The organism is Craterilacuibacter sp., from assembly GCF_051659485.1.
In the GTDB taxonomy this organism is placed as follows: domain Bacteria; phylum Pseudomonadota; class Gammaproteobacteria; order Burkholderiales; family Chromobacteriaceae; genus Craterilacuibacter.
Genome location: NZ_JBOFOO010000362.1, coordinates 1 through 19,357, shown reverse-complemented (window position 1 = coordinate 19,357; position 19,357 = coordinate 1). Strand labels below are relative to the sequence as shown.

The window sequence follows — 19,357 nt, the reverse complement described above, 5'->3', positions numbered from 1 at the left end:
ACACCGACAGTTCCGGCACCCAAGCTTACAATATGAAGCTGTCGCGCGAACGTGCCCAGTCTGTTGCCAATATCCTGCGCAACAGCGGCGTTGCCGGCAACCGTATCGCGACACAGGGTTACGGCCCGCAAAGCCCGGTTGCCAGCAATGCCACAGCGGCCGGACGTGCCCAGAACCGCCGCGTGGAAATCCTGATCAATCCGAAGCCGCAATAAATACCGGCATCAAACACGAACAACCGCTGTACTCCTGATGGAGCACAGCGGTTGTTTATCGCCAGGAATCACAGCATGGCGCCGATCAGCGGAGCCAGCAATACCATCACTACACCGCACAGCATCATCGTCAGGCTGGCCACTGCCCCTTCTTCTTTACCGATTTCGCTCGCCTTGGCCGTACCGGCACCATGTGCCGACGCCCCAAACAAGGCACCACGTGCCAGCGGGCTTCTAACCCTCACTAGCAATAAAAGAAACTCGCCCAGCGACATGCCGACCACACCGGTAATCACCACAAATATCGCCACCAGCTGCGGATCAGCCCCCATTGCAGCCGCACTGGCCAGCGCAAACGGTGTACTAACCGAGCGCGGTGCCAGACTACGCACGACGGTATCAGGCAAAGCAAAAGCATGTGCCAACAGAACCGAACTGCCGACCCCTGCGACGATACCGGTGACCACCCCGACCAGCAAGGTCACCCAATTGGCTTTAATCAGCTCACGCTGCCGGTAGATCGGGATGGCAAAAGCTATCGTCGCAGGCCCCAATAGCCAGGTGAGATAATGTGTATCTTGCCAGTAATGCTCGAACGGGATGCCGCTAACCAACAGAAAAGACACCAGCAGCACTGGCACCAGAAAAATGGGGGCCGACCACCCGTAATTCAGCTTTTGGTGCACGCGCTTGACCAACCAGTACAAAGCCAGCGTCAGCACCAGACAAAATATGGAGCTCAGCGCGAACATAATGCCTCCCCATGCCTATGCATGCGGATACGCCTGAAGCGCAAAAAGCGGTCACACCGGTCGACGGCAAAAGCCGTCACCAGCATCACACAGGCGGTCGACAATACGATTACGGCCGCAATGCGCAGGCCTGCCTGTTCGAATAAAGCGGAAAATTTCACGACGGCAACGACAGCCGGAATGAAAAACAGCAGCATTTCGGCCAGCAGGTAGTTGGCGCCATGTTCGACCCAGGCTATCGGTAACAGCCGATACTGCAAAGCCAGTAATAACAAAACCATGCCCAGTACACCACCGGGAATGGCAGGCAGCCAGCGCCTGCATAGCCCCTCTGCACACCACCACCACAATGAAAGCAGCAAAACTTGCCATAAAATAGGCCATGATTTTTTTAGTGCTGTAGGCATGAGCTATATACTATCGACGCAACTAGATAGAGAAATTGTAAGCCGCACTGCATTATGCACAAAATGAATTAAACAAATAACAATCATTCTAAAAAGGAATTCATGGATATCCGTTCCCTGCGCTATTTCGCCGCCGTAGTACGCGAACAGAGTTTTACCCGCGCGGCAGATGTACTCTTTGTCACGCAGCCCACCATCAGCAAGATGGTGCGTCAGCTGGAGGATGAGCTAGGCATGCCTCTGCTGATCCGTCAGGGAAAAAGCATTTCGCTTACCGATGCCGGCAAGGTGACACTGGCTCGTGCCGAAGAAATATTGCAGGGCATGCTGCATCTGAAACGCGAACTGGCCGACCTGTCCGAGCTTAAGCGCGGGGAACTGGCCTTCGGCCTGCCCCCCATGGTGGGCGCCACTTATTTTGCCCCCGTCGTCAGCCACTTTTGCGAACACTACCCGAATATCAAGCTCAAGCTGGTCGAAGCCGGATCACTGACGGTAGAAAACCAGGTTCGCGCCGGTGAAATTGAAATCGGTATCGCCGTACTGCCGGTCAATCCCGATGACTTCGAGACCTTTGTCGTCGTCAATGACCCGCTATGCCTGATAGCCCCCGCAGGCTCGATCTGGCATGGGCGCGAAACGGTTTTACTGGCCGAGCTGACCGAACAGCCTTTTATCCTCTATCCACCCGATTTCACGCTGACAGCGCATATCAGCGATGCCTTCCGGCTGATGGAAAAACCGCTGCATGTTGTCGGCCGCAGTGCGCAGTGGGACTTTATCGCCGAACTGGTTGCCGCCAGGCTGGGGATCGCCCTCTTGCCGCAGCGGGTGGCACAACGTTTGAATCCGGAAAAATTCGATATTGTCACCCTTGCCGATCATGACCTGCGCTGGCATCTTGCGCTGATCTGGCGCAAGGGCAGCTATCTGTCACATGCGGCTCGCGCCTGGATAGACACCACCCGTACCGTACTGGTACTGCAATAAGGACACACCATGAAACGCTGGATACTGCTATTGGCCGTCACTCTGCTCAGCGCCTGCTCGACCATAGGGCTGGAAAAACCCAAGGTCAGTCTTGCCGACATCAAGACCAGCAGCAAAAGCACACTCATTGAGCAGGCATTTGATGTCAGCCTGCGCATCAGCAATCCGAACAGCTTTGCCTTGTCGGGCAAGGGCGTCAAATTCGAACTGCAAATCGATGGTAAAAAGCTTGCGAATGGCTTGAGCAACCAGCACTTTGAAATTCCGGCACGCTCAAGCGGCATTGTGACCGTGCGTATGTACACCTCGCTTGCCGACTGGTTAAGGCAACTGGGAGGCGTCCTATCACGCCCAGGCACGGCACTGGAATACCAGCTCATTGGTAGCATTGCCGACGTCAACGGCATTGCCAGCCTTCCCTTTAGCAGCAAAGGCAGTTGGTCACTGGCAGAAAAGATAGGCCTCAAACCCTGAGGTGATAAAAAACGGCGGCAAGCCTATTGCTTGCCGCCGTTTTATCGCTTAAGCCATCGCGGCTCAAAGCTTGCCGAAGTATTTCTCGTGTATGCGCACATAAGTACCATCGGCGCGCACCTGCTTGATACCGGCATTGAGTTTCTCCAGCAAAGCTGAATCCCCCTTTCTCACCGCCATACCGTAGTACTCCTTATCGAAGTTGATGCCCTCGACAATATCTAGATCCGCACGCCCATTGTTCGTGAGATAGTTGGCAACTACACCGTTATCGCCTATGGTTGCCTGTACGCCACCATTTTCCAGCTCCTTCAGCGCCAGCTCCAGCGACTCGAAACGCCTAATATCAGTACTGGTCGCACCCTGAATTTTTTGAGCAATGGTGTCTCCGGTCGAACCGGTCAGCACCGAGACCTTCATACCCTTGATCTGTTCAGCCCGACTGATACTTTGCCCCTTGCCCAGCACCACCAATTGGGTTGCATCGAAATAAGGCTCGCTGAAATCCATGCTCTGCTTGCGCTGCTCGGTAATGGTAATCGCCGACATTAAAAAATCCGAATCTCCATTGGCCAGGCCATTGAAAATGCCTTCCCACGGCGTATTCGTCATTTTTATCTTGATTCCGGCAGCATCGGAAACGGCCTGTGCCAGCTCAATTTCAAAGCCCTGCAATTTGCCATCGCTGCCCACAGACTCAAACGGGGCAAAAGCCGCATTCACCCCCATGCTGTAAATTTTCTCTCCCGTCGCGGCCTCTTCAGGCTTGCCACCACAAGCCGCCAGTACGAGCGTCATCACCAATGCCATCCCCTTGACCCAATGCTTCATGACTTGCTTCCTTTTCGTGGCACGCATATGCCATATGCCTCGCGACACAGATAGACAACCGCGTATCTGGATAAAATATCCAAAATAACTTATCACGTTACCTGTGTAATATCAAAGGCATTTGCTACCAATAAACAGCATGGCATTGCTTTTCAAGCTAGCCAGCAGCTATGTTGATGAGGCCACCCATGGGGGTGCCCTTCGATCCGGGAGCAAGAATGAAAACGGTACTAATGATGCTGATAACGACAGTCCTGCTGTCGGCCTGCAACACCATGGCAGGCATGGGAGAGGACGTCTCGGCAGCAGGAAAAGGCGTCAGCAATGCGGCTGACGATGTGAAGAAAAAAATGTAGTCACCTCGCGCGCCCCATCGCCCGGCTTAACCGGCGGTGGGGTGGCCTCCCCCCGTATACACGCCCAGATAATGATAGAAGTGCACATTAAATAGCTGTATTATTCAAATAACATGCTGACGCATCGGGCCACCGCATGCCCATGCCAGCCATGCCGCGCCCTGAAAAATAAAGAAGCCATCATGTCGATACTGCTTGGTTTACTCATTTTCCTACACATCAGTTGGCCGGTGCTGGGCCAGCAACTGCGCGGGCAGGCCTGCACACGCCAAAATTGCAATTTGGCACTGACTGCCGCTGCCGTCGAACTCGGATTTATGTTTTTCAAACATAACGATTATTCAGCAGATGCGGTCTATCTGTTTGCTGCTGTACCGGCGCTCGTTTATCTGCTTGCCGTTTCTATGGATGTCGCAGCAGAAAACCGTGAATAGGCGTCCAAACCCAAATGCAGTTGATCAATAATTTAATTGCAGATATGTTGTTTATTTGATATAAAGTTATTAAATAATTCTTATGCATGGAGTCGCCCGCATGGCTGCATTATTGGGCATCCTGGTTGCCATCCATATCTGCTGGCCTATCTGGTACTGGCAACTACACGGCAAACCCCTGCAACGGGCCAATTGGCTGCTCGCCTTCCTGTTTGCAGCACTTGACCTTGGTTTTATGGCAAGCCAACTAGATGGCGAGTCGGGCCGGGCCATGCTTTTGTTTTCGGCAGTGCCTGCCGCCATCTATCTTTTCGCCTTCCTTGGCGAAAAATCTCACCGTCAGTCCTGACAGGCAAGGACAAAAATGGACGCCGCAGCGTCCATATACTGGTGCTACCGCCTAGGCATGACTAGCCTTTGGCATTATGTGTACGTTTTATCATGATGCCGATAATCACGCAGACAATCAGTGCAGTGGCACCGATAACAGCCAGACTTGCCAAACCCACATCATCCGATAACAATTGTGTCCACAGTTCCATTTTCTTCCCCTCTCGGTTCACGCTCAGCAAATATGCATTAAGATTAAAGCAGGCGTTTCCAGATGAGTTTGACGAAGATCAACACTCGGCTTATCCCTGATTCGCCAAATGCATCATTTCTACACGCAAAAAATCTGGGGGACATCATGGCCGGTATTGCCGTCATCGGTGGCGGGATAAATGGCGTCATGAGCGCATGGGAACTGGCACGCGCAGGACATTGCGTCACCCTATTCGAACGCGATACGCTGATTTCACACACCAGCCGTACTTCATCCAAGCTATTGCATGGCGGACTGCGTTATCTGGAAAACGGCGAAATCCCGCTGGTACGCCGCGCACTGGCCGACCGCGACTGGTGGCTGACCCAAAACAGCAAGCTGGTGCATCCACTGGCCATTACCCTACCCGTCTATCGGCAGGCAAGACGCAAACGCTGGCAATTAAAAGCGGGACTATGGCTGTACGACAGACTGGCCGGCACTAGCGCCCTGCCCCCGCACCAGTGGTTAACGCGCCAGAGCCTGCTCTCTAGCAAGGACCACTTGCATGCACAGGGCCTGCAAGGTGGCTACCGCTATTTCGACGCACAAATGGATGACGAAAAGCTGGGGAACTGGGCCGCCGGACAAGCACGTCTGGCCGGTGTTGTGATCCGCGAGCATGCACCGATAAGCCGCATCGCTTGCGATGGTTCGGTGTACTGCTCAGGCCAGATACTCAAGTTTGATGCTGTCGTGAATGCCACCGGCCCATGGGCTGCGCGGCTACTGACAGACAGCACCATTCCCTGTGCGTTCGCGCTTGACACCGTACGCGGTAGTCATCTGTTGCTCGCGCGTCCCCTCTCGCAAGGCTATCTTCTGGAAGTAGCAGGAGAACGGCGCGTAGTCTTCGTACTACCTTGGCAAGGACAAACACTGGTCGGCACCACCGAAATCCGGCAGACACCCGACACGCCCGTTCAATGCTCGGATGCCGAGACCCGATACCTGCTCGCGCTGTATAACCACTACTTCCCGGCAGCGTCTGAAAATGAAATCAGCGGCAGCTACGCCGGCCTGCGCCCCTTACTCAAAAGCCACCGTGACCCCAACCGCGCCCAGCGCGAGCACGCGCTCATCCGCCACGGCTGCCTGCTCACGGTGTTTGGCGGCAAGTGGACCACCTCGCCCTCGCTTGCGCGCGAAGTGGCGGTACAGGTGCAAGCCATGCTCGCACCATGAATGAAAAAAGCCGCCACGGTTGCCCGGGCGGCCTGAAGGTTTGCCATCACGGCAATCAGATCATGTTTTTGCTTTTGAGCAGCTCGTACATGGTCTTGCCGATTTCGGCCGGGCTACGGGTGTAGGCGATGCCTGCACGCTCGAAGGCCTTGAATTTTTCTTCGGCAGTACCCTTGCCGCCGGAGATGATGGCGCCGGCATGGCCCATGCGCTTGCCCTTGGGGGCAGTCACACCGGCGATGTAGCCGACAACCGGCTTGGTCACATAGGCCTTGGCAAATTCGGCCGCTTCTTCTTCGGCCGAACCGCCGATTTCGCCAATCATCACGATGGCATCGGTATCCGGATCATCCTGGAACAATTGCAGCGCATCGATATGCGACAGGCCCGGAATCGGATCGCCACCGATACCGATACAGGTCGACTGGCCCAGACCCAGAGCAGTGGTTTGCGCCACGGCTTCGTAAGTCAGCGTACCGGAGCGGGACACGATACCGATACGGCCCGGATTGTGGATGTGCCACGGCATGATGCCGATTTTGCACTCGCCCGGGGTGATGATACCCGGGCAGTTCGGGCCGATCAGGCGGATACCCGCTTCATCGACGGCTTTTTTCACGTACAGCATGTCCAGCGTAGGTACGCCTTCGGTGATGCACACGATCAGCTTCACGCCGGAGGCGATGGCTTCGAGGATGGAGTCCTTGGCAAAAGCTGCAGGTACATAGATAACCGAAGCATCAGCCTGGGTTTCACGTACTGCATCTTTCATGGTATTGAACACCGGCAGGCCCAGATGCTCGGAACCGCCCTTACCCGGCGTCACGCCACCCACGACTTTGGTGCCGACTTTCAGTGCCTGCTCGGCGTGGAACGTGCCATTTTTGCCGGTAAAGCCCTGCACCAGCACCTTCGTGTCTTTATTTACGAGAACGCTCATCTTGATATCCTTGTTCGGTTCGGGTGCTTACAGCGCGGCAACAGCGGCGACAATTTTCTCGGCCGCATCGTTCAGGCCTTGGGCCGAAGTCAGCTTGAGGCCGGACTCTTGCAGCAGTTTGGCGCCCAGTTCGGCGTTATTGCCTTCCAGACGCACGACGACCGGTACCGTCACATTCACTTCCTTCACCGCCGCGATAATCGCTTCGGCAATCATGTCGCAACGCACGATGCCGCCGAAGATATTGATCAGCACACCCTTGACCGAACTGTCGGCCAGAATCAGTTTGAACGCTTCAACCACGCGCTCCTTGGTCGCACCACCGCCCACATCGAGGAAGTTGGCCGGCTGGCCACCCTTGAGCTTGATGATGTCCATGGTGGCCATCGCCAGACCCGCACCGTTCACCATGCAACCAATATTGCCTTCCAGCGCCACATAGTTGAGATCGAACTCGGAGGCCTTCACTTCACGCTCGTTCTCCTGGCTCTTGTCGCGCATCGCCAGCAGTTCCGGATGACGGTACAAGGCGTTGGAGTCGAGATTTATCTTGCCATCCACGCAGGTCAGCTCGCCGTTTTCACGCAGTGCCAGCGGGTTCACTTCGAACAGCGCGAAGTCATTGGCCATAAATGCGTCGTAGGCACCCAGCATCAGCTTGGTGAAGGCCGCAATCTGCGGGCCTTTCAGGTCCAGCGCAAAGGCGACATCACGCGCCTGATAAGCTTGCATGCCGACCAGCGGATCGACTTCAACCTTGATGATTTTTTCCGGTGTCTCTTCGGCTACTTTTTCAATTTCGACACCGCCTTCGGTCGAAGCCATAAACACCACGCGCTGGCTGCCACGATCGACTACGGCGCCCAGATACAGCTCGCGCTGTACCGGATACATGTCTTCGCATACCAGAACGCTATGCACCGGCTGGCCGGCGGCATCGGTCTGGTAGGTCACCAGATTGGTACCGATCAGGCGGGCTGCTTCGGCAGCGGCTTCTTCGCGGCTTTTCACCACTTTCACACCACCGGCCTTGCCGCGACCACCGGCATGGACCTGTGCCTTGACCACGGCAAACTTGCCGCCCAGGGCATCGTAGGCAGCAGCGGCTTCTTCGGCCGTAGCGGCCAGAATGCCTTTTTGTACCGGCAGGCCAAATTTGGCCAACAGCGCTTTCGCTTGGTATTCGTGCAGGTTCATTTATGGTTTCCTTTTATTGGAAATCGGATGGCCTTCATGGGCCATCCTGATCTTTTGCCTTGGGGCTTGCACCTTCAGGCCGGGCTTCGCTACGGGAAATCAGGGTGCTGCGTAACGCATGCGGATGGCAATCAACAGCATGCCCCCCACGCACGCCAACAACAGCGGCCATTTCAGGCGCCGTCTGGCGGCAGCCGACATGACATAGACCGATACGGGAAAGGTGGCACCCGCCAGAAACAGCCGTACCCCCCGCATGCGGTCAAATACACTCGCCTCATCAAAGCCGATCTTCACCAGCCACATCAGCGCAGCGACCAGCATCAGCACGCCCAGCATGACCGCGTTGGCTATCAACTCCATCAGGCACTTTCAGATAGGCCGGGCCCATAAGAGCGCCGGCCGGATTAAATCAGCCGTGCAAGGCGCGCTTGTCGGCGGCCAGCGCAGCTTCATGGATCACTTCGGACAGCGATGGGTGAGCGTGGACAATGCGCGCCAGATCTTCGCTGGCTGCCTTGAATTCCATCGCTACCACGCCTTCGGTCACCAGCTCCGACACCATAGGCCCTATCATGTGCAGGCCGAGAATGCGGTCGGTCTTGGCACAGGACAGAATCTTGACCGTGCCTTGCGCATGACCCAAGCCCAGCGCGCGGCCGTTGGCGGCAAAGCCGGAACTGCCCTTCTTGTACTCGATGCCTTCAGCCTTGAGCTGTTCTTCGGTCTTGCCGACCCAGGCGATTTCCGGACTGGTATAGATCACCCATGGAATCACGCCGAAGTCGACATGCGGCTTCTGGCCGGCGATACGCTCGGCCACCGCCACGCCCTCTTCCGAGGCCTTGTGCGCCAGCATCGGCCCGCGTACCACATCGCCAATCGCCCACACATTCGGCAGGTTGGTGTGGCAGTGGTCATCCACCACCACGAAACCGCGCGCATCCAGCTGCAGGCCGACAGCGTCGGCACCGAGGCCGGCGGTATTGGGCACGCGACCGATGGAGACGATCAGCTTGTCGACCACCAGCGTCTCGGCCTTGCCGTCTTTTTCATACGCGATCGAGATCTCGTCAGCGACGCTGATCGCGCCGATTTTCACGCCCAGATTGATCTTGAGACCGGTGTCCTTGGTCAGCGTCTTGAACGCTTCCTTGGCAATCTGCTGGTCGGCGGCGGCGAGGAAGGTCGGCATCGCTTCCAGAATGGTCACGTCGGCACCGACGCGTTTCCACACCGAACCCATTTCCAGACCGATCACGCCGGCACCAATCACACCCAGACGCGCCGGGGTCTCGCTCAGATTGAGTGCGCCCTCGTTATCCAGCACCTTGACGTTGTCGATAGCGACACCCGGCAACTGGCGAACGCTGGAGCCGGTCGCCACAATCACATGCTTGGCGCTGACGGTTTCTACCGTATCGCCGTTTTTCACTTCAATCTGCCACTGCTCGTCCACGCGCCCCTTGAGCGAACCCAGGCCGTGCAGGCTGGCAACCTTGTTCTTTTTGAACAAAAAGCCGATGCCGCCAGTGAGCTTGTCAACAATGCCGTCCTTGCGCGCAATCATCTTGGCGGCGTCAAACTTGGCCCCCTCCACGCTGATGCCGTGCTCGGCAAAGTCGTGCGCCAGCGCATGAAAGTTTTCGCTGGACTGCAGCAGCGCCTTGGACGGAATACAGCCCACGTTCAGGCAGGTGCCGCCCAGGGACGGCTTGCCGTTCTTGCCGACAAAGCTGTCGATACAGGCAGTGGAGAAACCCAGCTGGGCGGCACGAATAGCCGCCACATAACCGCCGGGGCCGGCTCCGATCACGACGACATCGAACTGTTGACTCATGTAGTTATCCTTATTGCGTCCCTGCACCTGCAGGGGTCAAGCCTTGCCGACCTTGAGCAGCAAAACGCCGAATGCAGCCATAAACAGAATAATGATGATCTTGCCAACCGTGGAATAGAGATCGTCCTTCACGCCTTGCTGGCGCTTTTTGACCATCAAAAAACCCATCGCCACCGCAGCCGCAATCGAGGCCACGCCATAAAACCAGTCGGGGATATTCATCAAAACTCCATTCTATTTTTCGGTGTCGGGGCAAAGCCCCGCACCGTTGTTCCAAGTCAAGAATGAGGCGGGCCGGATCTTCCAGAAGATCCTTGATCGTTACCAGCGTCAGCACCGCCTCGCGGCCATCGATGATACGGTGGTCGTAAGAGAGCGCAAGATACATCATTGGGCGCGCGACGATCTGACCATTCTCAACAACTGCGCGATCTTTGGTCGCATGCATGCCCAGAATCGCCGATTGTGGCGGATTGATGATAGGCGTCGACATCATCGAGCCGAAAGTGCCGCCATTGGTCACCGAGAACGTGCCGCCGGTCAGGTCTTCCATAGTCAGCTTGCCATCGCGTGCCTTGACGGCGAATTCGGCGATCTGCTTCTCGATTTCGGCGATCGACATCTGGTCGGCATTGCGCAGGATAGGCACCACCAGACCGCGCGGGCTACCGACGGCAATACCGATATCGAAGTAGCCGTGATAGAGGATGTCGTTACCGTCTACCGAGGCATTCACCACCGGGAATTTCTTCAGTGCAGCGACGGCAGCCTTGACGAAGAAGGACATGAAACCCAGCTTGACGCCGTGTTCCTTCTCGAACTTGTCCTTGTACTTGGCACGCAGATCCATCACCGGCTTCATATTCACTTCGTTGAAGGTGGTGAGGATGGCGTTCTGGGCCTGACTTTGCAGCAGACGCTCGGCCACGCGCTGACGCAGGCGGCTCATAGGCACGCGCTGCTCGGGGCGGTCGGACAGGATGGCGGCGGTATTGACCGCAGCCGGGGTACTGGCCAGCGCCGCACCGCTAACGCTGGACGGTGCCGACAGCACCGGGCCTGCCTGAACTGGCGCCAACGGCTTGGCCGCGGCAGCCTGCACGTCTTCTTTCAGGATGCGGCCATCACGGCCGGAGCCGGCAACAGCCGACAAGTTCACGCCGGATTCGGCAGCCAGCTTGGCAGCCGACGGCATGGCCGCGGCAGCAGCACTTGCCACCGGCGCAACCGCAGCCACTACCTCGGGAGCCGCCACTTCACCAGCCTTGGCGGCGGTATCGATGCGGGCAATCAGCTGCCCGGAAACAACTGTCGCACCATCGGCTTCGATGATTTCAACGATCACGCCGGCCAGCGGTGCGGGCAGTTCGAGTACGACCTTGTCGGTTTCCAGATCGATCAGGTTTTCGTCGCGGGCGACAGCCTCACCCACCTTTTTGTGCCAGCTCATCAGCGTGGCTTCGGAAACGGACTCGGGCAGTTGTGGAACCTTGACTTCGATAATCATATTTTTCTCCGTTGGGGGCCGGCTAAGCGGCCCCGGCGCTCACTTCAGGTGTTGTCTTATTTGCTGAACGACAGGGCTTCGTCGAGGAAAGCCTTCAGTTGTGCAACGTGCTTGCTCATATAGCCGACTGCCGGTGAAGCCGATGACGGACGTGCGGCGTACGACAGCTTCTGCTTGGCACCCATCAGGTCCTCAAGGCGATGGCGTAACTGATACCACGCGCCCTGATTCTTCGGTTCTTCCTGCACCCAGACCACTTCACGCGCTTGCGGGAAGCGTGCCAGTTCGGCAGCGACCTGCTCGGTCGGGAACGGATACAGCTGTTCGATACGGACAATGGCCACGTCCTGATCCAGTTCGCGCTCCTTGCGTCCGGCAAGCAGATCGTAATAAACCTGACCGGCACACAACAGCACGCGCTTGACCTTCTTGCTGTCCGCCATGGCATGATCGCCGATCACGGCACGGAACGCGCCATTGCTGCAATCGCTGATCGGGCTCATCGAGTCCTTGAAGCGCAACAGGCGCTTGGACAGGAAGATGACCAGCGGCTTGCGGAACGGACGCATCATCTGGCGACGCAGCACATGGAACATCTGACTGGCTTCGGACGGCATCACCACCTGCATATTGTGTTCGGCACACAGCTGCAGCCAGCGCTCCAGGCGCGCCGACGAGTGCTCCGGCCCCTGACCGTCGTAGCCGTGCGGCAAGATGGTGGTCAGCCCGCACAAACGGCCCCACTTGGTCTCGCCCGAGGCAATAAACTGGTCGATGGCAACCTGAGCACCGTTGGCGAAGTCGCCGAACTGGGCTTCCCAGATCACCAGCTGGTCGGGACTATTGCAGGCGTAGCCGTACTCATAGGCCAGCACCGCTTCCTCGTTGAGGATGGAGTCGATCACCAGGAAATCGCCCTGGTTTTCCGACAGATGGCGCAGCGGCACATAAGCGCCGTCGTCCCACTTCTCGCGGTTCTGGTCGTGGAATACGGCATGGCGATGGCTGAAAGTACCGCGCCCGGAGTCTTCACCCGAGATGCGCACGCCGTAGCCGGACTCGACCAAGCTTGCGTAAGCCAGCGTTTCGGCCATGCCCCAGTCTACCGGCTGCTCGCCTGCCGCCATGGCCCGACGACCCTTGATCACGCGGTCCACCGTGTTGTGCACCTTGAAGCCTTCCGGCACGCTGGTGAACTTGTCGGTCAGGCGCTGGATATCAGCTTGCGGCAAGGAGGTATCGGTCGGATGCGCCCAGTGCGTGCCCATGAACGGCGTCCAGTCGACGGCAAACTCGCGGCGATAGTTGGTCAGTACGGTCTGTTCGACATGCTCGCCCTTGTCCAGCGCATCGCGGTAAGCCTGAATCAGTGCCTGGCCTTCATCGGCAGCCAGCACACCTTCGGCCACCAGACGCTCGGCGTACAGGGCGCGCGAACCCGGATGCTTGGCGATCTTCTTGTACATCATCGGCTGGGTCAGATACGGATCATCCCCCTCGTTGTGACCGAGCTTGCGGAAGCACACCAGATCGATCACCACATCCTTGTTGAAGGTCATGCGGTAGTCGAGCGCGGCCTGCATCACATAACACACGGCTTCCGGATCGTCGCCGTTGACGTGGAAAATCGGCGCCTCGATCATCTTGGCCACGTCGGTACAATAACTGGTGGAGCGGATATCGCGCGTATCCGAGGTGGTAAAGCCCACCTGGTTGTTGATCACGATATGGATGGTGCCGCCGGTGCAGTAACCACGGGTCTGCGACAGGTTGAAAGTACCCTGGTTAACACCAAGACCGCCAAAGGCCGAATCGCCATGCAAGAGCACCGGCACCACGGTCTTGCGCTCTACATCCTTGCGCCGCTGCTGGCGCGCACGCACCGAGCCTTCCACCACCGGGTTGACGATCTCGAGATGGGACGGGTTGAACGCCAGCGACACATGCATCGGGCCATGCGGCGTCGGAATATCGCTGGAGAAGCCCATGTGATACTTGACGTCGCCGGAGGCCAGTTCCACCGAGTGCTTGCCTTCAAACTCGGCAAACAGGTCGCGCGGCAATTTACCCAGGGTATTGACCAGTACGTTCAGACGGCCACGGTGCGCCATGCCGATAATCAGTTCCTGCACGCCCTGAATGGTCGCATTCTGGATCAGATGATCCAGCGCGGCGATCATGCTTTCGCCACCCTCCAGCGAGAAACGCTTCTGGCCGACATAGCGGGTATGCAGATAGCGCTCCAGTGTTTCGGCGGCAGTAATCTGCTTGAGAATGCGGCGCTTGCGCTCGGCATCGTAATGCGGCGTGGACAGATCACCCTCGAAACGGCGCTGCACCCAGCGCTTTTCGTCGGTATGGGTGACGTGCATATATTCGACGCCGATATTGCCGCAGTAGGTCTGCTTCAGGCGCGCCATAATCTCGGACAGCGGCAGTTGCTGCGGCCCGACCATGGAGCCGATATTGAACTGCAGCGCCATGTCGGCATCGGTCAGGCCATGGGTGGCCGGATCGAGTTCGCGCAGCAGAACCTGATCCATGCGCTTGAGCGGGTCAAGATTGGCATGACGCGAGCCCAGTACGCGATAGGCCGAAATCAGCTTCAGTACCGCCACCTGCTTTTGCATCGACTCCCAGTCGCCTACCGCGCTGACGCGCTGGCCGGCACAGGGCTTTTTGGCCAGCTGGATGAACGACTGCTGGATAGGCAGATGGGGAACATCGCGCTCGGCCGCACCCGGCGTCTGGGAGAGCTTGTCGAAATAGTCACGCCATTGCTCGGGGGTAGAGCTCGGATCGGCGAGGTACTGTTCGTACAATTCTTCGATGAAGGGTGCGTTCCCGCCAAACAGGTAGGAGTGGCCAAACATGGCTTGCATCATGGGTTTAACCCTTTGATTCGGTTTAAGACAGCCTACAGAAGCACTCTGGCAAACATCGCTCGCTTGCCGCAGCACTCCCTGAAAAACCGGCCACTTCGCGAAGTGGCCGGCCGACAACAATCAGCGGTCGCTGAGCGGTGCCACATCGCGGCGCGGCGCGCCGGTATACAACTGGCGCGGACGACCGATTTTCTGTTGCGGATCGGCAATCATTTCGGTCCAGTGTGCAATCCAGCCCACGGTACGCGCCAGTGCGAACACCGGGGTAAACATGGAAACAGGGATGCCGATCGCAGACAACACGATGCCGGAGTAGAAATCGACGTTCGGATACAGCTTGCGCTCGACAAAGTACGGGTCTTCCAGCGCAATCTTCTCCAACGCCATCGCCAGCTTGAATTTAGGATCGTCCTGCAGGCCCAGTTCGAGCAGCACTTCATCGCAAGTGGTCTTCATGATCGCCGCGCGCGGATCCATATTTTTGTACACGCGGTGGCCGAAGCCCATCAGCTTGTAGCGCTTGTCCTTCACGCCCTGCATGAATTCGGCCACATTGTCGACGCTGCCGATTTCGTCCAGCATCTTCAGTACGGCTTCATTGGCACCGCCATGCGACGGGCCCCACAGGCAGGCGATACCGGCGGCGATACAGGCAAACGGGTTGGCACCGGACGAGCCGGCCAGACGCACGGTCGAGGTCGAGGCATTCTGCTCGTGGTCGGCGTGCAAGGTGAAGATACGATCCAGCGCACGCGCCAGTACCGGATTGACCTTGTACTCTTCGCACGGGGTCGAGAACATCATGTGCATGAAGTTCTCGGCATAGGTCAGGCCATTCTTCGGATAGGAGAATGGCAGGCCTTTGCTGTAACGATAAGCCTGGGCGGCAATCGTCGGCAGCTTGGCCACCAGGCGATGTGCCGAGATGCGGCGATGCTCAGGGTTGGTGATGTCCAGCGAGTCATGGTAGAAGGCGGACAGCGCGCCGACCACACCCACCATCACGGCCATCGGGTGCGCGTCGCGGCGGAAGCCCTTGAACAGCGAGAACAGCTGATCGTGCAGCATATTGTGACGCATGATGCCGCGCTCGAACTCCTTGCGCTGGTCGGCGTTAGGCAGTTCACCGTTCAACAGCAGATAGCACACTTCCAGATAGTCGCAGTGTTCTGCCAGCTGCTCGATCGGGTAGCCGCGGTAGTACAGCATGCCCAAGTCGCCATCAATAAAGGTAATCTTGGATTCGCACGAAGCGGTCGCCAGAAAGCCCGGGTCGAAGGTAAACATGCCGGTCTTGTTGAAAGAGCGGATATCGACCACTTCAGGGCCCAGCGTACCGGCCAGAACCGGCATTTCCAGCTGATCGCGGCCTTCGTTGTAGGACAGCGTAACTTTCTTGTTCGTTTCCACAGACTTACTCCCGATATATAAGTATTGTTTTATTGCCACTCAGACACTGCGCAGCATGGCAACCATGGGGGCCAGCTCGGCATCTTCCGTTTCTATCTTGCCGTTCACCAGTTCGAGAAACTCGGTATCCGGCAACTCCAGAATCCGCACATAGGCGGCAAATTCTTCCGCCGTCAACTGGTCATAGCGCTCGGCCAGAAATCGCGTCAGCACCAGATCCAGCTCCAGCAGACCGCGGCGCGAGCGCCAGCGCACCCGCTTCTTTTCGATCGGATCGATAAGCTCGCTCATACCGCACGCTTGACCATCAGGTCCTTGATCTTGCCGATGGCACGGGTCGGATTCAGGCCTTTAGGGCAGACATCGACGCAGTTCATGATGCTGTGGCAGCGGAACAGGCGGTACGGGTCTTCCAGATTGTCCAGACGCTCGCTGGTGGCCTCGTCGCGGGTGTCGGCGATAAAGCGGTAAGCGGCCAGCAGGCCGGCCGGGCCGACAAACTTGTCCGGGTTCCACCAGAAGCTAGGGCAGGACGTCGAGCAGCAGGCGCACAGAATGCACTCGTACAGGCCGTCCAGTTCCTTGCGGTCTTCTGGCGACTGCAAGCGCTCGCGCTCGGGTGCCGGGCTGTTATTGACCACATACGGCTTGATCGAGTGGTACTGGGTAAAGAACTGGGTCATGTCGACGATCAGGTCGCGAATCACCGGCAGGCCGGGAATCGGGCGCAACTCGATAGGCTGCTTGAGATCGCGCACATCGGTCAGACAGGCCAGACCGTTCTTGCCGTTGATATTCATCGCATCCGAACCACACACGCCTTCACGGCACGAGCGGCGGAAAGACACGGTATCGTCCTTCACCTTGAGCTTGGTCAAGGCATCCAGCAGCTTGCGGTCGGTCGAATCGATCTCGACCGAAATATCCTGCATATAAGGCTTCGCGTCCTGATCCGGGTTGTAGCGATAGACGCGGAACTTGATGGTTTCGTTAGTCATGGACGTTGCGCCTTAATAGGAACGGGTCTTGAGGGCAACTGGCTCGACACTCACCGGGCTCATATTGACCGGCTTATACTCGAGTTTATTGCCGTCACGGTGCCACAGGGTGTGCTTGAGCCAGTTCTGGTCGTCGCGCCCATTCGGCGTCTCGGCGCAGTCGATGGCATCATCGCGCACATGTGCGCCGCGGCTTTCGGTACGGGCATTGGCCGAGACCATGGTGGCCTTGGCCACTTCGATCAGGTTTTCCAGTTCCAGTGCTTCCAGACGGGCAGTATTGAACACCTTGGACTTGTCGGCGATTTGAAGGGTCTTGATCATCTCTTCGACTTCGAGAATCTTGGCCACGCCCTCGGCCAGCATGTCCTTGAAGCGGAACACCCCGCAATGCGCCTGCATGATGCGCTGCATCGCGCTACGTGCCTCATGCACATTGGTGCCGTTGGTTTGGCCATCCAGACGGGCAACACGCGCCACCGAGCGCTCGACGGCAGCGGTATTGAGCGCCGGCAGGTTTTCAGGCTGGGTCTTGATGAAATCGATCATCGAGTTGCCCGAACTCTTGCCGAACACCAGCAAGTCGAGCAAGGAGTTGGTACCCAGACGGTTGGCACCGTGCACCGACGCACACGCGCACTCGCCGGCGGCGTAGAAGCCCTTGACGATATCGCTGTGATTGTCGCTGGTGGTCGATAGCACGACCTCGCCCTTGTAGTTGGTCGGAATACCGCCCATCTGGTAATGGCAGGTCGGCACCACCGGAATCGGAGCCTTGATCGGATCGACACCGGCAAACTTGATCGAGATCTCGCGGATGCCCGGCAGCTTGGACATAATCATCTCGGGGTCGAGATGGGTAATATCCAGCAACACATGATCTTTGTTAGGGCCACAACCGCGGCCTTCATTGATCTCGGTCACCATCGCACGCGACACCACGTCACGCGAAGCCAGGTCCTTGGCGTTCGGCGCGTAACGCTCCATAAAGCGCTCGCCGTCGGAGTTGCGCAAAATACCGCCTTCACCGCGTACGCCTTCGGTAATCAGCACGCCTGCGCCAGCCACACCGGTCGGGTGGAACTGCCAGAACTCCATGTCTTCCAGCGGAATACCGGCACGCGCCGCCATACCCAGGCCATCGCCGGTATTAATGAAGGCGTTGGTGGACGAGGCATAGATACGGCCGGCACCGCCGGTGGCAAACAAGGTGGCCTTGGCCTGGAATACGACGATTTCCGAGGTTTCCATTTCCATAGCGACCACGCCCTGCACATTGCCTTCGGCATCGCGGATCAAATCCAGCGCCATCCACTCGACAAAGAACTGGGTATTGGCGCGCACATTGCGCTGATACAGCGCATGCAGCATGGCGTGACCGGTACGGTCGGCGGCAGCGCAAGCGCGGCGCACCGGCTTTTCGCCGAAGTTCGACATATGGCCGCCGAACGGACGCTGGTAGATGGTACCGTCGTCGTTACGGTCAAACGGCATGCCGAAGTGTTCAAGCTCGACCACGACTTTGGGCGCCTCGCGGCACATATATTCGATGGCATCCTGGTCGCCCAGCCAGTCCGAACCCTTGACGGTATCGTACATATGCCAGTGCCAGTGATCCTCTTCCGAGTTACCCAAGCTGGCGGACACCCCGCCCTGCGCCGCAACCGTGTGCGAGCGGGTCGGGAATACCTTGGAAATGACTGCGGTCTTGAGACCGGCTTCGGACAGTTGCAGCGCGGCACGCATACCGGCACCGCCGGCGCCCACAATTACTGCATCGAAATGGCGAACTGGTACGTTCATTGCAGACCCCAGACAACTTTAACCGAATAGATAAAACAGGATGTGAGCCACACGATGGTGAACACATGCAGGCTCAGGCGCAGGCCGGTGGGCTTGATGTAATCCATCCACACATCGCGGATCCCGACCCAGACGTGCAGGAATAGCGCCAGCAGCGTCACTTGGGTAAATACGCGCACCCAGGTCTGCTGAAACAGGACTTTCCAGCCTTCGTAGTCGGAAGGCATGGCTAGCAGCAGCATGACCAGAACGACGGTGTAAACGAGCATGACGACGGCGGTCACGCGCTGCATGATCCAGTCACGCAGGCCGTAGTGCGCACCGACAACATTGCGATTTACCATAACAGAGCTCCCAGAATCACGGTCAGGCCCAAGCTGACAGCCAGTACCAGCTTGGCGGTGGCGCGAGCAGTTGCGAGCTCGAGGCCCTTGTGCACATCAAGAAACAGAAAACGGATACCGGCACAGAAGTGGTGCAGGTAAGCCCACAAAAAGCCGATCAGCACCAGTTTCATCAAGGGGTAGGCGATGATGGAGCGGAAAGTATC

Annotated in this window: 22 protein-coding genes and 1 pseudogene; 7 read left to right on the top strand and 16 right to left on the bottom strand. The window is 57.7% G+C overall.

All coding sequences use genetic code 11. The features are described 5' to 3' along the window. Positions 1 to 215, top strand: a 215-nt coding sequence (locus tag ACRC1E_RS12415; protein WP_438515405.1) for an OmpA family protein, incomplete at its 5' end; no start/stop codon positions are given. 68 nt (positions 216 to 283) lie between these two features. On the opposite strand, the gene ACRC1E_RS12410 is transcribed toward ACRC1E_RS12415, so the two are convergent. Together ACRC1E_RS12410 and ACRC1E_RS12405 are read right to left on the bottom strand one after the other, a co-directional pair. Then, the gene (locus ACRC1E_RS12410) at positions 284 to 967 is read right to left on the bottom strand and encodes an LrgB family protein (RefSeq protein ID WP_438515404.1); all 684 of its coding nucleotides are present in this window, start codon (positions 965 to 967) and stop codon (positions 284 to 286) included. Beyond that, on the bottom strand, positions 955 to 1,329 hold the full coding sequence (locus ACRC1E_RS12405) for a CidA/LrgA family protein (RefSeq protein ID WP_438515403.1): 375 nt from the start codon (positions 1,327 to 1,329) through the stop codon (positions 955 to 957). The genes ACRC1E_RS12410 and ACRC1E_RS12405 overlap by 13 nt, the downstream gene beginning before the upstream one ends. A gap of 147 nt (positions 1,330 to 1,476) precedes the next feature. On the opposite strand from ACRC1E_RS12405, the gene ACRC1E_RS12400 reads away from it, so the two are divergent. Then, positions 1,477 to 2,364 carry a LysR substrate-binding domain-containing protein gene (locus tag ACRC1E_RS12400; RefSeq protein ID WP_438515402.1) on the top strand — a complete coding sequence of 296 codons (888 nt, stop codon included), beginning with the start codon at positions 1,477 to 1,479 and terminating at the stop codon, positions 2,362 to 2,364. A 9-nt stretch (positions 2,365 to 2,373) separates the two neighbouring features. Then, the gene (locus ACRC1E_RS12395; RefSeq protein ID WP_438515401.1) at positions 2,374 to 2,838 is read left to right on the top strand and encodes an LEA type 2 family protein; all 465 of its coding nucleotides are present in this window, start codon (positions 2,374 to 2,376) and stop codon (positions 2,836 to 2,838) included. Between the two features lie 63 nt (positions 2,839 to 2,901). Here ACRC1E_RS12395 and ACRC1E_RS12390 read toward each other — a convergent pair whose 3' ends face one another. Beyond that, a complete protein-coding gene (locus tag ACRC1E_RS12390) occupies positions 2,902 to 3,669 on the bottom strand; it encodes a basic amino acid ABC transporter substrate-binding protein (protein ID WP_438515400.1) in 768 nt (255 codons plus the stop codon). Between the two features lie 218 nt (positions 3,670 to 3,887). Here ACRC1E_RS12390 and ACRC1E_RS12385 point away from each other — a divergent pair, with 218 nt between their 5' ends. From ACRC1E_RS12385 to ACRC1E_RS12375, 3 genes are all read left to right on the top strand, one after another. Next, positions 3,888 to 4,025 carry an entericidin A/B family lipoprotein gene (locus tag ACRC1E_RS12385; protein WP_438515399.1) on the top strand — a complete coding sequence of 46 codons (138 nt, stop codon included), beginning with the start codon at positions 3,888 to 3,890 and terminating at the stop codon, positions 4,023 to 4,025. A 182-nt stretch (positions 4,026 to 4,207) separates the two neighbouring features. Next, on the top strand, positions 4,208 to 4,459 hold the full coding sequence (locus ACRC1E_RS12380) for a hypothetical protein (RefSeq protein WP_438515398.1): 252 nt from the start codon (positions 4,208 to 4,210) through the stop codon (positions 4,457 to 4,459). A gap of 100 nt (positions 4,460 to 4,559) precedes the next feature. After that, on the top strand, positions 4,560 to 4,808 hold the full coding sequence (locus ACRC1E_RS12375; protein WP_438515397.1) for a hypothetical protein: 249 nt from the start codon (positions 4,560 to 4,562) through the stop codon (positions 4,806 to 4,808). A gap of 61 nt (positions 4,809 to 4,869) precedes the next feature. Here the strand turns inward: ACRC1E_RS12375 and ACRC1E_RS12370 are convergent, their stop codons facing one another. Continuing rightward, positions 4,870 to 5,001 (bottom strand): DUF3149 domain-containing protein, encoded by a 132-nt coding sequence (locus ACRC1E_RS12370; RefSeq protein ID WP_438515396.1) that lies wholly within the window; start codon positions 4,999 to 5,001, stop codon positions 4,870 to 4,872. 146 nt (positions 5,002 to 5,147) lie between these two features. Between ACRC1E_RS12370 and ACRC1E_RS12365 the strand changes: the two genes are divergently transcribed. Further along, a complete protein-coding gene (locus ACRC1E_RS12365; RefSeq protein ID WP_438515395.1) occupies positions 5,148 to 6,227 on the top strand; it encodes an FAD-dependent oxidoreductase in 1,080 nt (359 codons plus the stop codon). A gap of 55 nt (positions 6,228 to 6,282) precedes the next feature. Here ACRC1E_RS12365 and sucD read toward each other — a convergent pair whose 3' ends face one another. The 12 genes and pseudogenes from sucD to sdhC all read right to left on the bottom strand — a co-directional run. After that, the gene (gene sucD / locus ACRC1E_RS12360) at positions 6,283 to 7,167 is read right to left on the bottom strand and encodes a succinate--CoA ligase subunit alpha (RefSeq protein WP_438515394.1); all 885 of its coding nucleotides are present in this window, start codon (positions 7,165 to 7,167) and stop codon (positions 6,283 to 6,285) included. A gap of 27 nt (positions 7,168 to 7,194) precedes the next feature. Next, on the bottom strand, positions 7,195 to 8,364 hold the full coding sequence (gene sucC, locus ACRC1E_RS12355) for an ADP-forming succinate--CoA ligase subunit beta (RefSeq protein ID WP_438515393.1): 1,170 nt from the start codon (positions 8,362 to 8,364) through the stop codon (positions 7,195 to 7,197). Between the two features lie 99 nt (positions 8,365 to 8,463). After that, positions 8,464 to 8,727 carry a hypothetical protein gene (locus ACRC1E_RS12350; protein WP_438515392.1) on the bottom strand — a complete coding sequence of 88 codons (264 nt, stop codon included), beginning with the start codon at positions 8,725 to 8,727 and terminating at the stop codon, positions 8,464 to 8,466. Between the two features lie 49 nt (positions 8,728 to 8,776). Continuing rightward, on the bottom strand, positions 8,777 to 10,204 hold the full coding sequence (lpdA, locus tag ACRC1E_RS12345) for a dihydrolipoyl dehydrogenase (protein ID WP_438515391.1): 1,428 nt from the start codon (positions 10,202 to 10,204) through the stop codon (positions 8,777 to 8,779). Between the two features lie 274 nt (positions 10,205 to 10,478). Beyond that, positions 10,479 to 11,711: pseudogene (gene odhB / locus ACRC1E_RS12340) on the bottom strand (2-oxoglutarate dehydrogenase complex dihydrolipoyllysine-residue succinyltransferase); the annotation flags it as partial. Positions 11,712 to 11,767: 56 nt separating this feature from the next. Further along, positions 11,768 to 14,596 (bottom strand): 2-oxoglutarate dehydrogenase E1 component, encoded by a 2,829-nt coding sequence (locus ACRC1E_RS12335; RefSeq protein ID WP_438515390.1) that lies wholly within the window; start codon positions 14,594 to 14,596, stop codon positions 11,768 to 11,770. A gap of 120 nt (positions 14,597 to 14,716) precedes the next feature. Further along, positions 14,717 to 16,006, bottom strand: coding sequence for a citrate synthase (gene gltA / locus ACRC1E_RS12330; protein ID WP_438515389.1), 1,290 nt, complete (start codon positions 16,004 to 16,006; stop codon positions 14,717 to 14,719). 39 nt (positions 16,007 to 16,045) lie between these two features. After that, a complete protein-coding gene (locus ACRC1E_RS12325) occupies positions 16,046 to 16,297 on the bottom strand; it encodes a succinate dehydrogenase assembly factor 2 (RefSeq protein ID WP_438515388.1) in 252 nt (83 codons plus the stop codon). Next, on the bottom strand, positions 16,294 to 17,004 hold the full coding sequence (locus tag ACRC1E_RS12320; protein ID WP_438515387.1) for a succinate dehydrogenase iron-sulfur subunit: 711 nt from the start codon (positions 17,002 to 17,004) through the stop codon (positions 16,294 to 16,296). The genes ACRC1E_RS12325 and ACRC1E_RS12320 overlap by 4 nt, the downstream gene beginning before the upstream one ends. A 12-nt stretch (positions 17,005 to 17,016) precedes the next feature. Then, complete coding sequence (sdhA, locus tag ACRC1E_RS12315; RefSeq protein WP_438515386.1) at positions 17,017 to 18,807, bottom strand: succinate dehydrogenase flavoprotein subunit; 1,791 nt, start codon at positions 18,805 to 18,807, stop codon at positions 17,017 to 17,019. Further along, entirely contained in the window at positions 18,804 to 19,151 is a 348-nt protein-coding gene (gene sdhD / locus ACRC1E_RS12310) for a succinate dehydrogenase, hydrophobic membrane anchor protein (RefSeq protein ID WP_438515385.1), read from the bottom strand. The genes sdhA and sdhD overlap by 4 nt, the downstream gene beginning before the upstream one ends. Further along, positions 19,145 to 19,357: succinate dehydrogenase, cytochrome b556 subunit (sdhC, locus tag ACRC1E_RS12305; protein ID WP_438515384.1), on the bottom strand; the 213-nt coding region annotated here is incomplete at its 5' end. The genes sdhC and sdhD, both read right to left, overlap by 7 nt.

Bases quoted from the DNA above. Each gene is read 5' to 3' on its own strand.
- ACRC1E_RS12410 (WP_438515404.1), bottom strand. From the start codon at position 967: ATGTTCGCGCTGAGCTCCATATTTTGTCTGGTGCTGACGCTGGCTTTG.
- ACRC1E_RS12400 (WP_438515402.1), top strand. From the start codon at position 1,477: ATGGATATCCGTTCCCTGCGCTATTTCGCCGCCGTAGTACGCGAACAG.
- ACRC1E_RS12395 (WP_438515401.1), top strand. From the start codon at position 2,374: ATGAAACGCTGGATACTGCTATTGGCCGTCACTCTGCTCAGCGCCTGC.
- ACRC1E_RS12390 (WP_438515400.1), bottom strand. From the start codon at position 3,669: ATGAAGCATTGGGTCAAGGGGATGGCATTGGTGATGACGCTCGTACTG.
- ACRC1E_RS12385 (WP_438515399.1), top strand. From the start codon at position 3,888: ATGAAAACGGTACTAATGATGCTGATAACGACAGTCCTGCTGTCGGCC.
- ACRC1E_RS12380 (WP_438515398.1), top strand. From the start codon at position 4,208: ATGTCGATACTGCTTGGTTTACTCATTTTCCTACACATCAGTTGGCCG.
- ACRC1E_RS12375 (WP_438515397.1), top strand. From the start codon at position 4,560: ATGGCTGCATTATTGGGCATCCTGGTTGCCATCCATATCTGCTGGCCT.
- ACRC1E_RS12370 (WP_438515396.1), bottom strand. From the start codon at position 5,001: ATGGAACTGTGGACACAATTGTTATCGGATGATGTGGGTTTGGCAAGT.
- ACRC1E_RS12365 (WP_438515395.1), top strand. From the start codon at position 5,148: ATGGCCGGTATTGCCGTCATCGGTGGCGGGATAAATGGCGTCATGAGC.
- sucD (WP_438515394.1), bottom strand. From the start codon at position 7,167: ATGAGCGTTCTCGTAAATAAAGACACGAAGGTGCTGGTGCAGGGCTTT.
- sucC (WP_438515393.1), bottom strand. From the start codon at position 8,364: ATGAACCTGCACGAATACCAAGCGAAAGCGCTGTTGGCCAAATTTGGC.
- ACRC1E_RS12350 (WP_438515392.1), bottom strand. From the start codon at position 8,727: ATGGAGTTGATAGCCAACGCGGTCATGCTGGGCGTGCTGATGCTGGTC.
- lpdA (WP_438515391.1), bottom strand. From the start codon at position 10,204: ATGAGTCAACAGTTCGATGTCGTCGTGATCGGAGCCGGCCCCGGCGGT.
- ACRC1E_RS12335 (WP_438515390.1), bottom strand. From the start codon at position 14,596: ATGATGCAAGCCATGTTTGGCCACTCCTACCTGTTTGGCGGGAACGCA.
- ACRC1E_RS12325 (WP_438515388.1), bottom strand. From the start codon at position 16,297: ATGAGCGAGCTTATCGATCCGATCGAAAAGAAGCGGGTGCGCTGGCGC.
- ACRC1E_RS12320 (WP_438515387.1), bottom strand. From the start codon at position 17,004: ATGACTAACGAAACCATCAAGTTCCGCGTCTATCGCTACAACCCGGAT.
- sdhA (WP_438515386.1), bottom strand. From the start codon at position 18,807: ATGAACGTACCAGTTCGCCATTTCGATGCAGTAATTGTGGGCGCCGGC.
- sdhD (WP_438515385.1), bottom strand. From the start codon at position 19,151: ATGGTAAATCGCAATGTTGTCGGTGCGCACTACGGCCTGCGTGACTGG.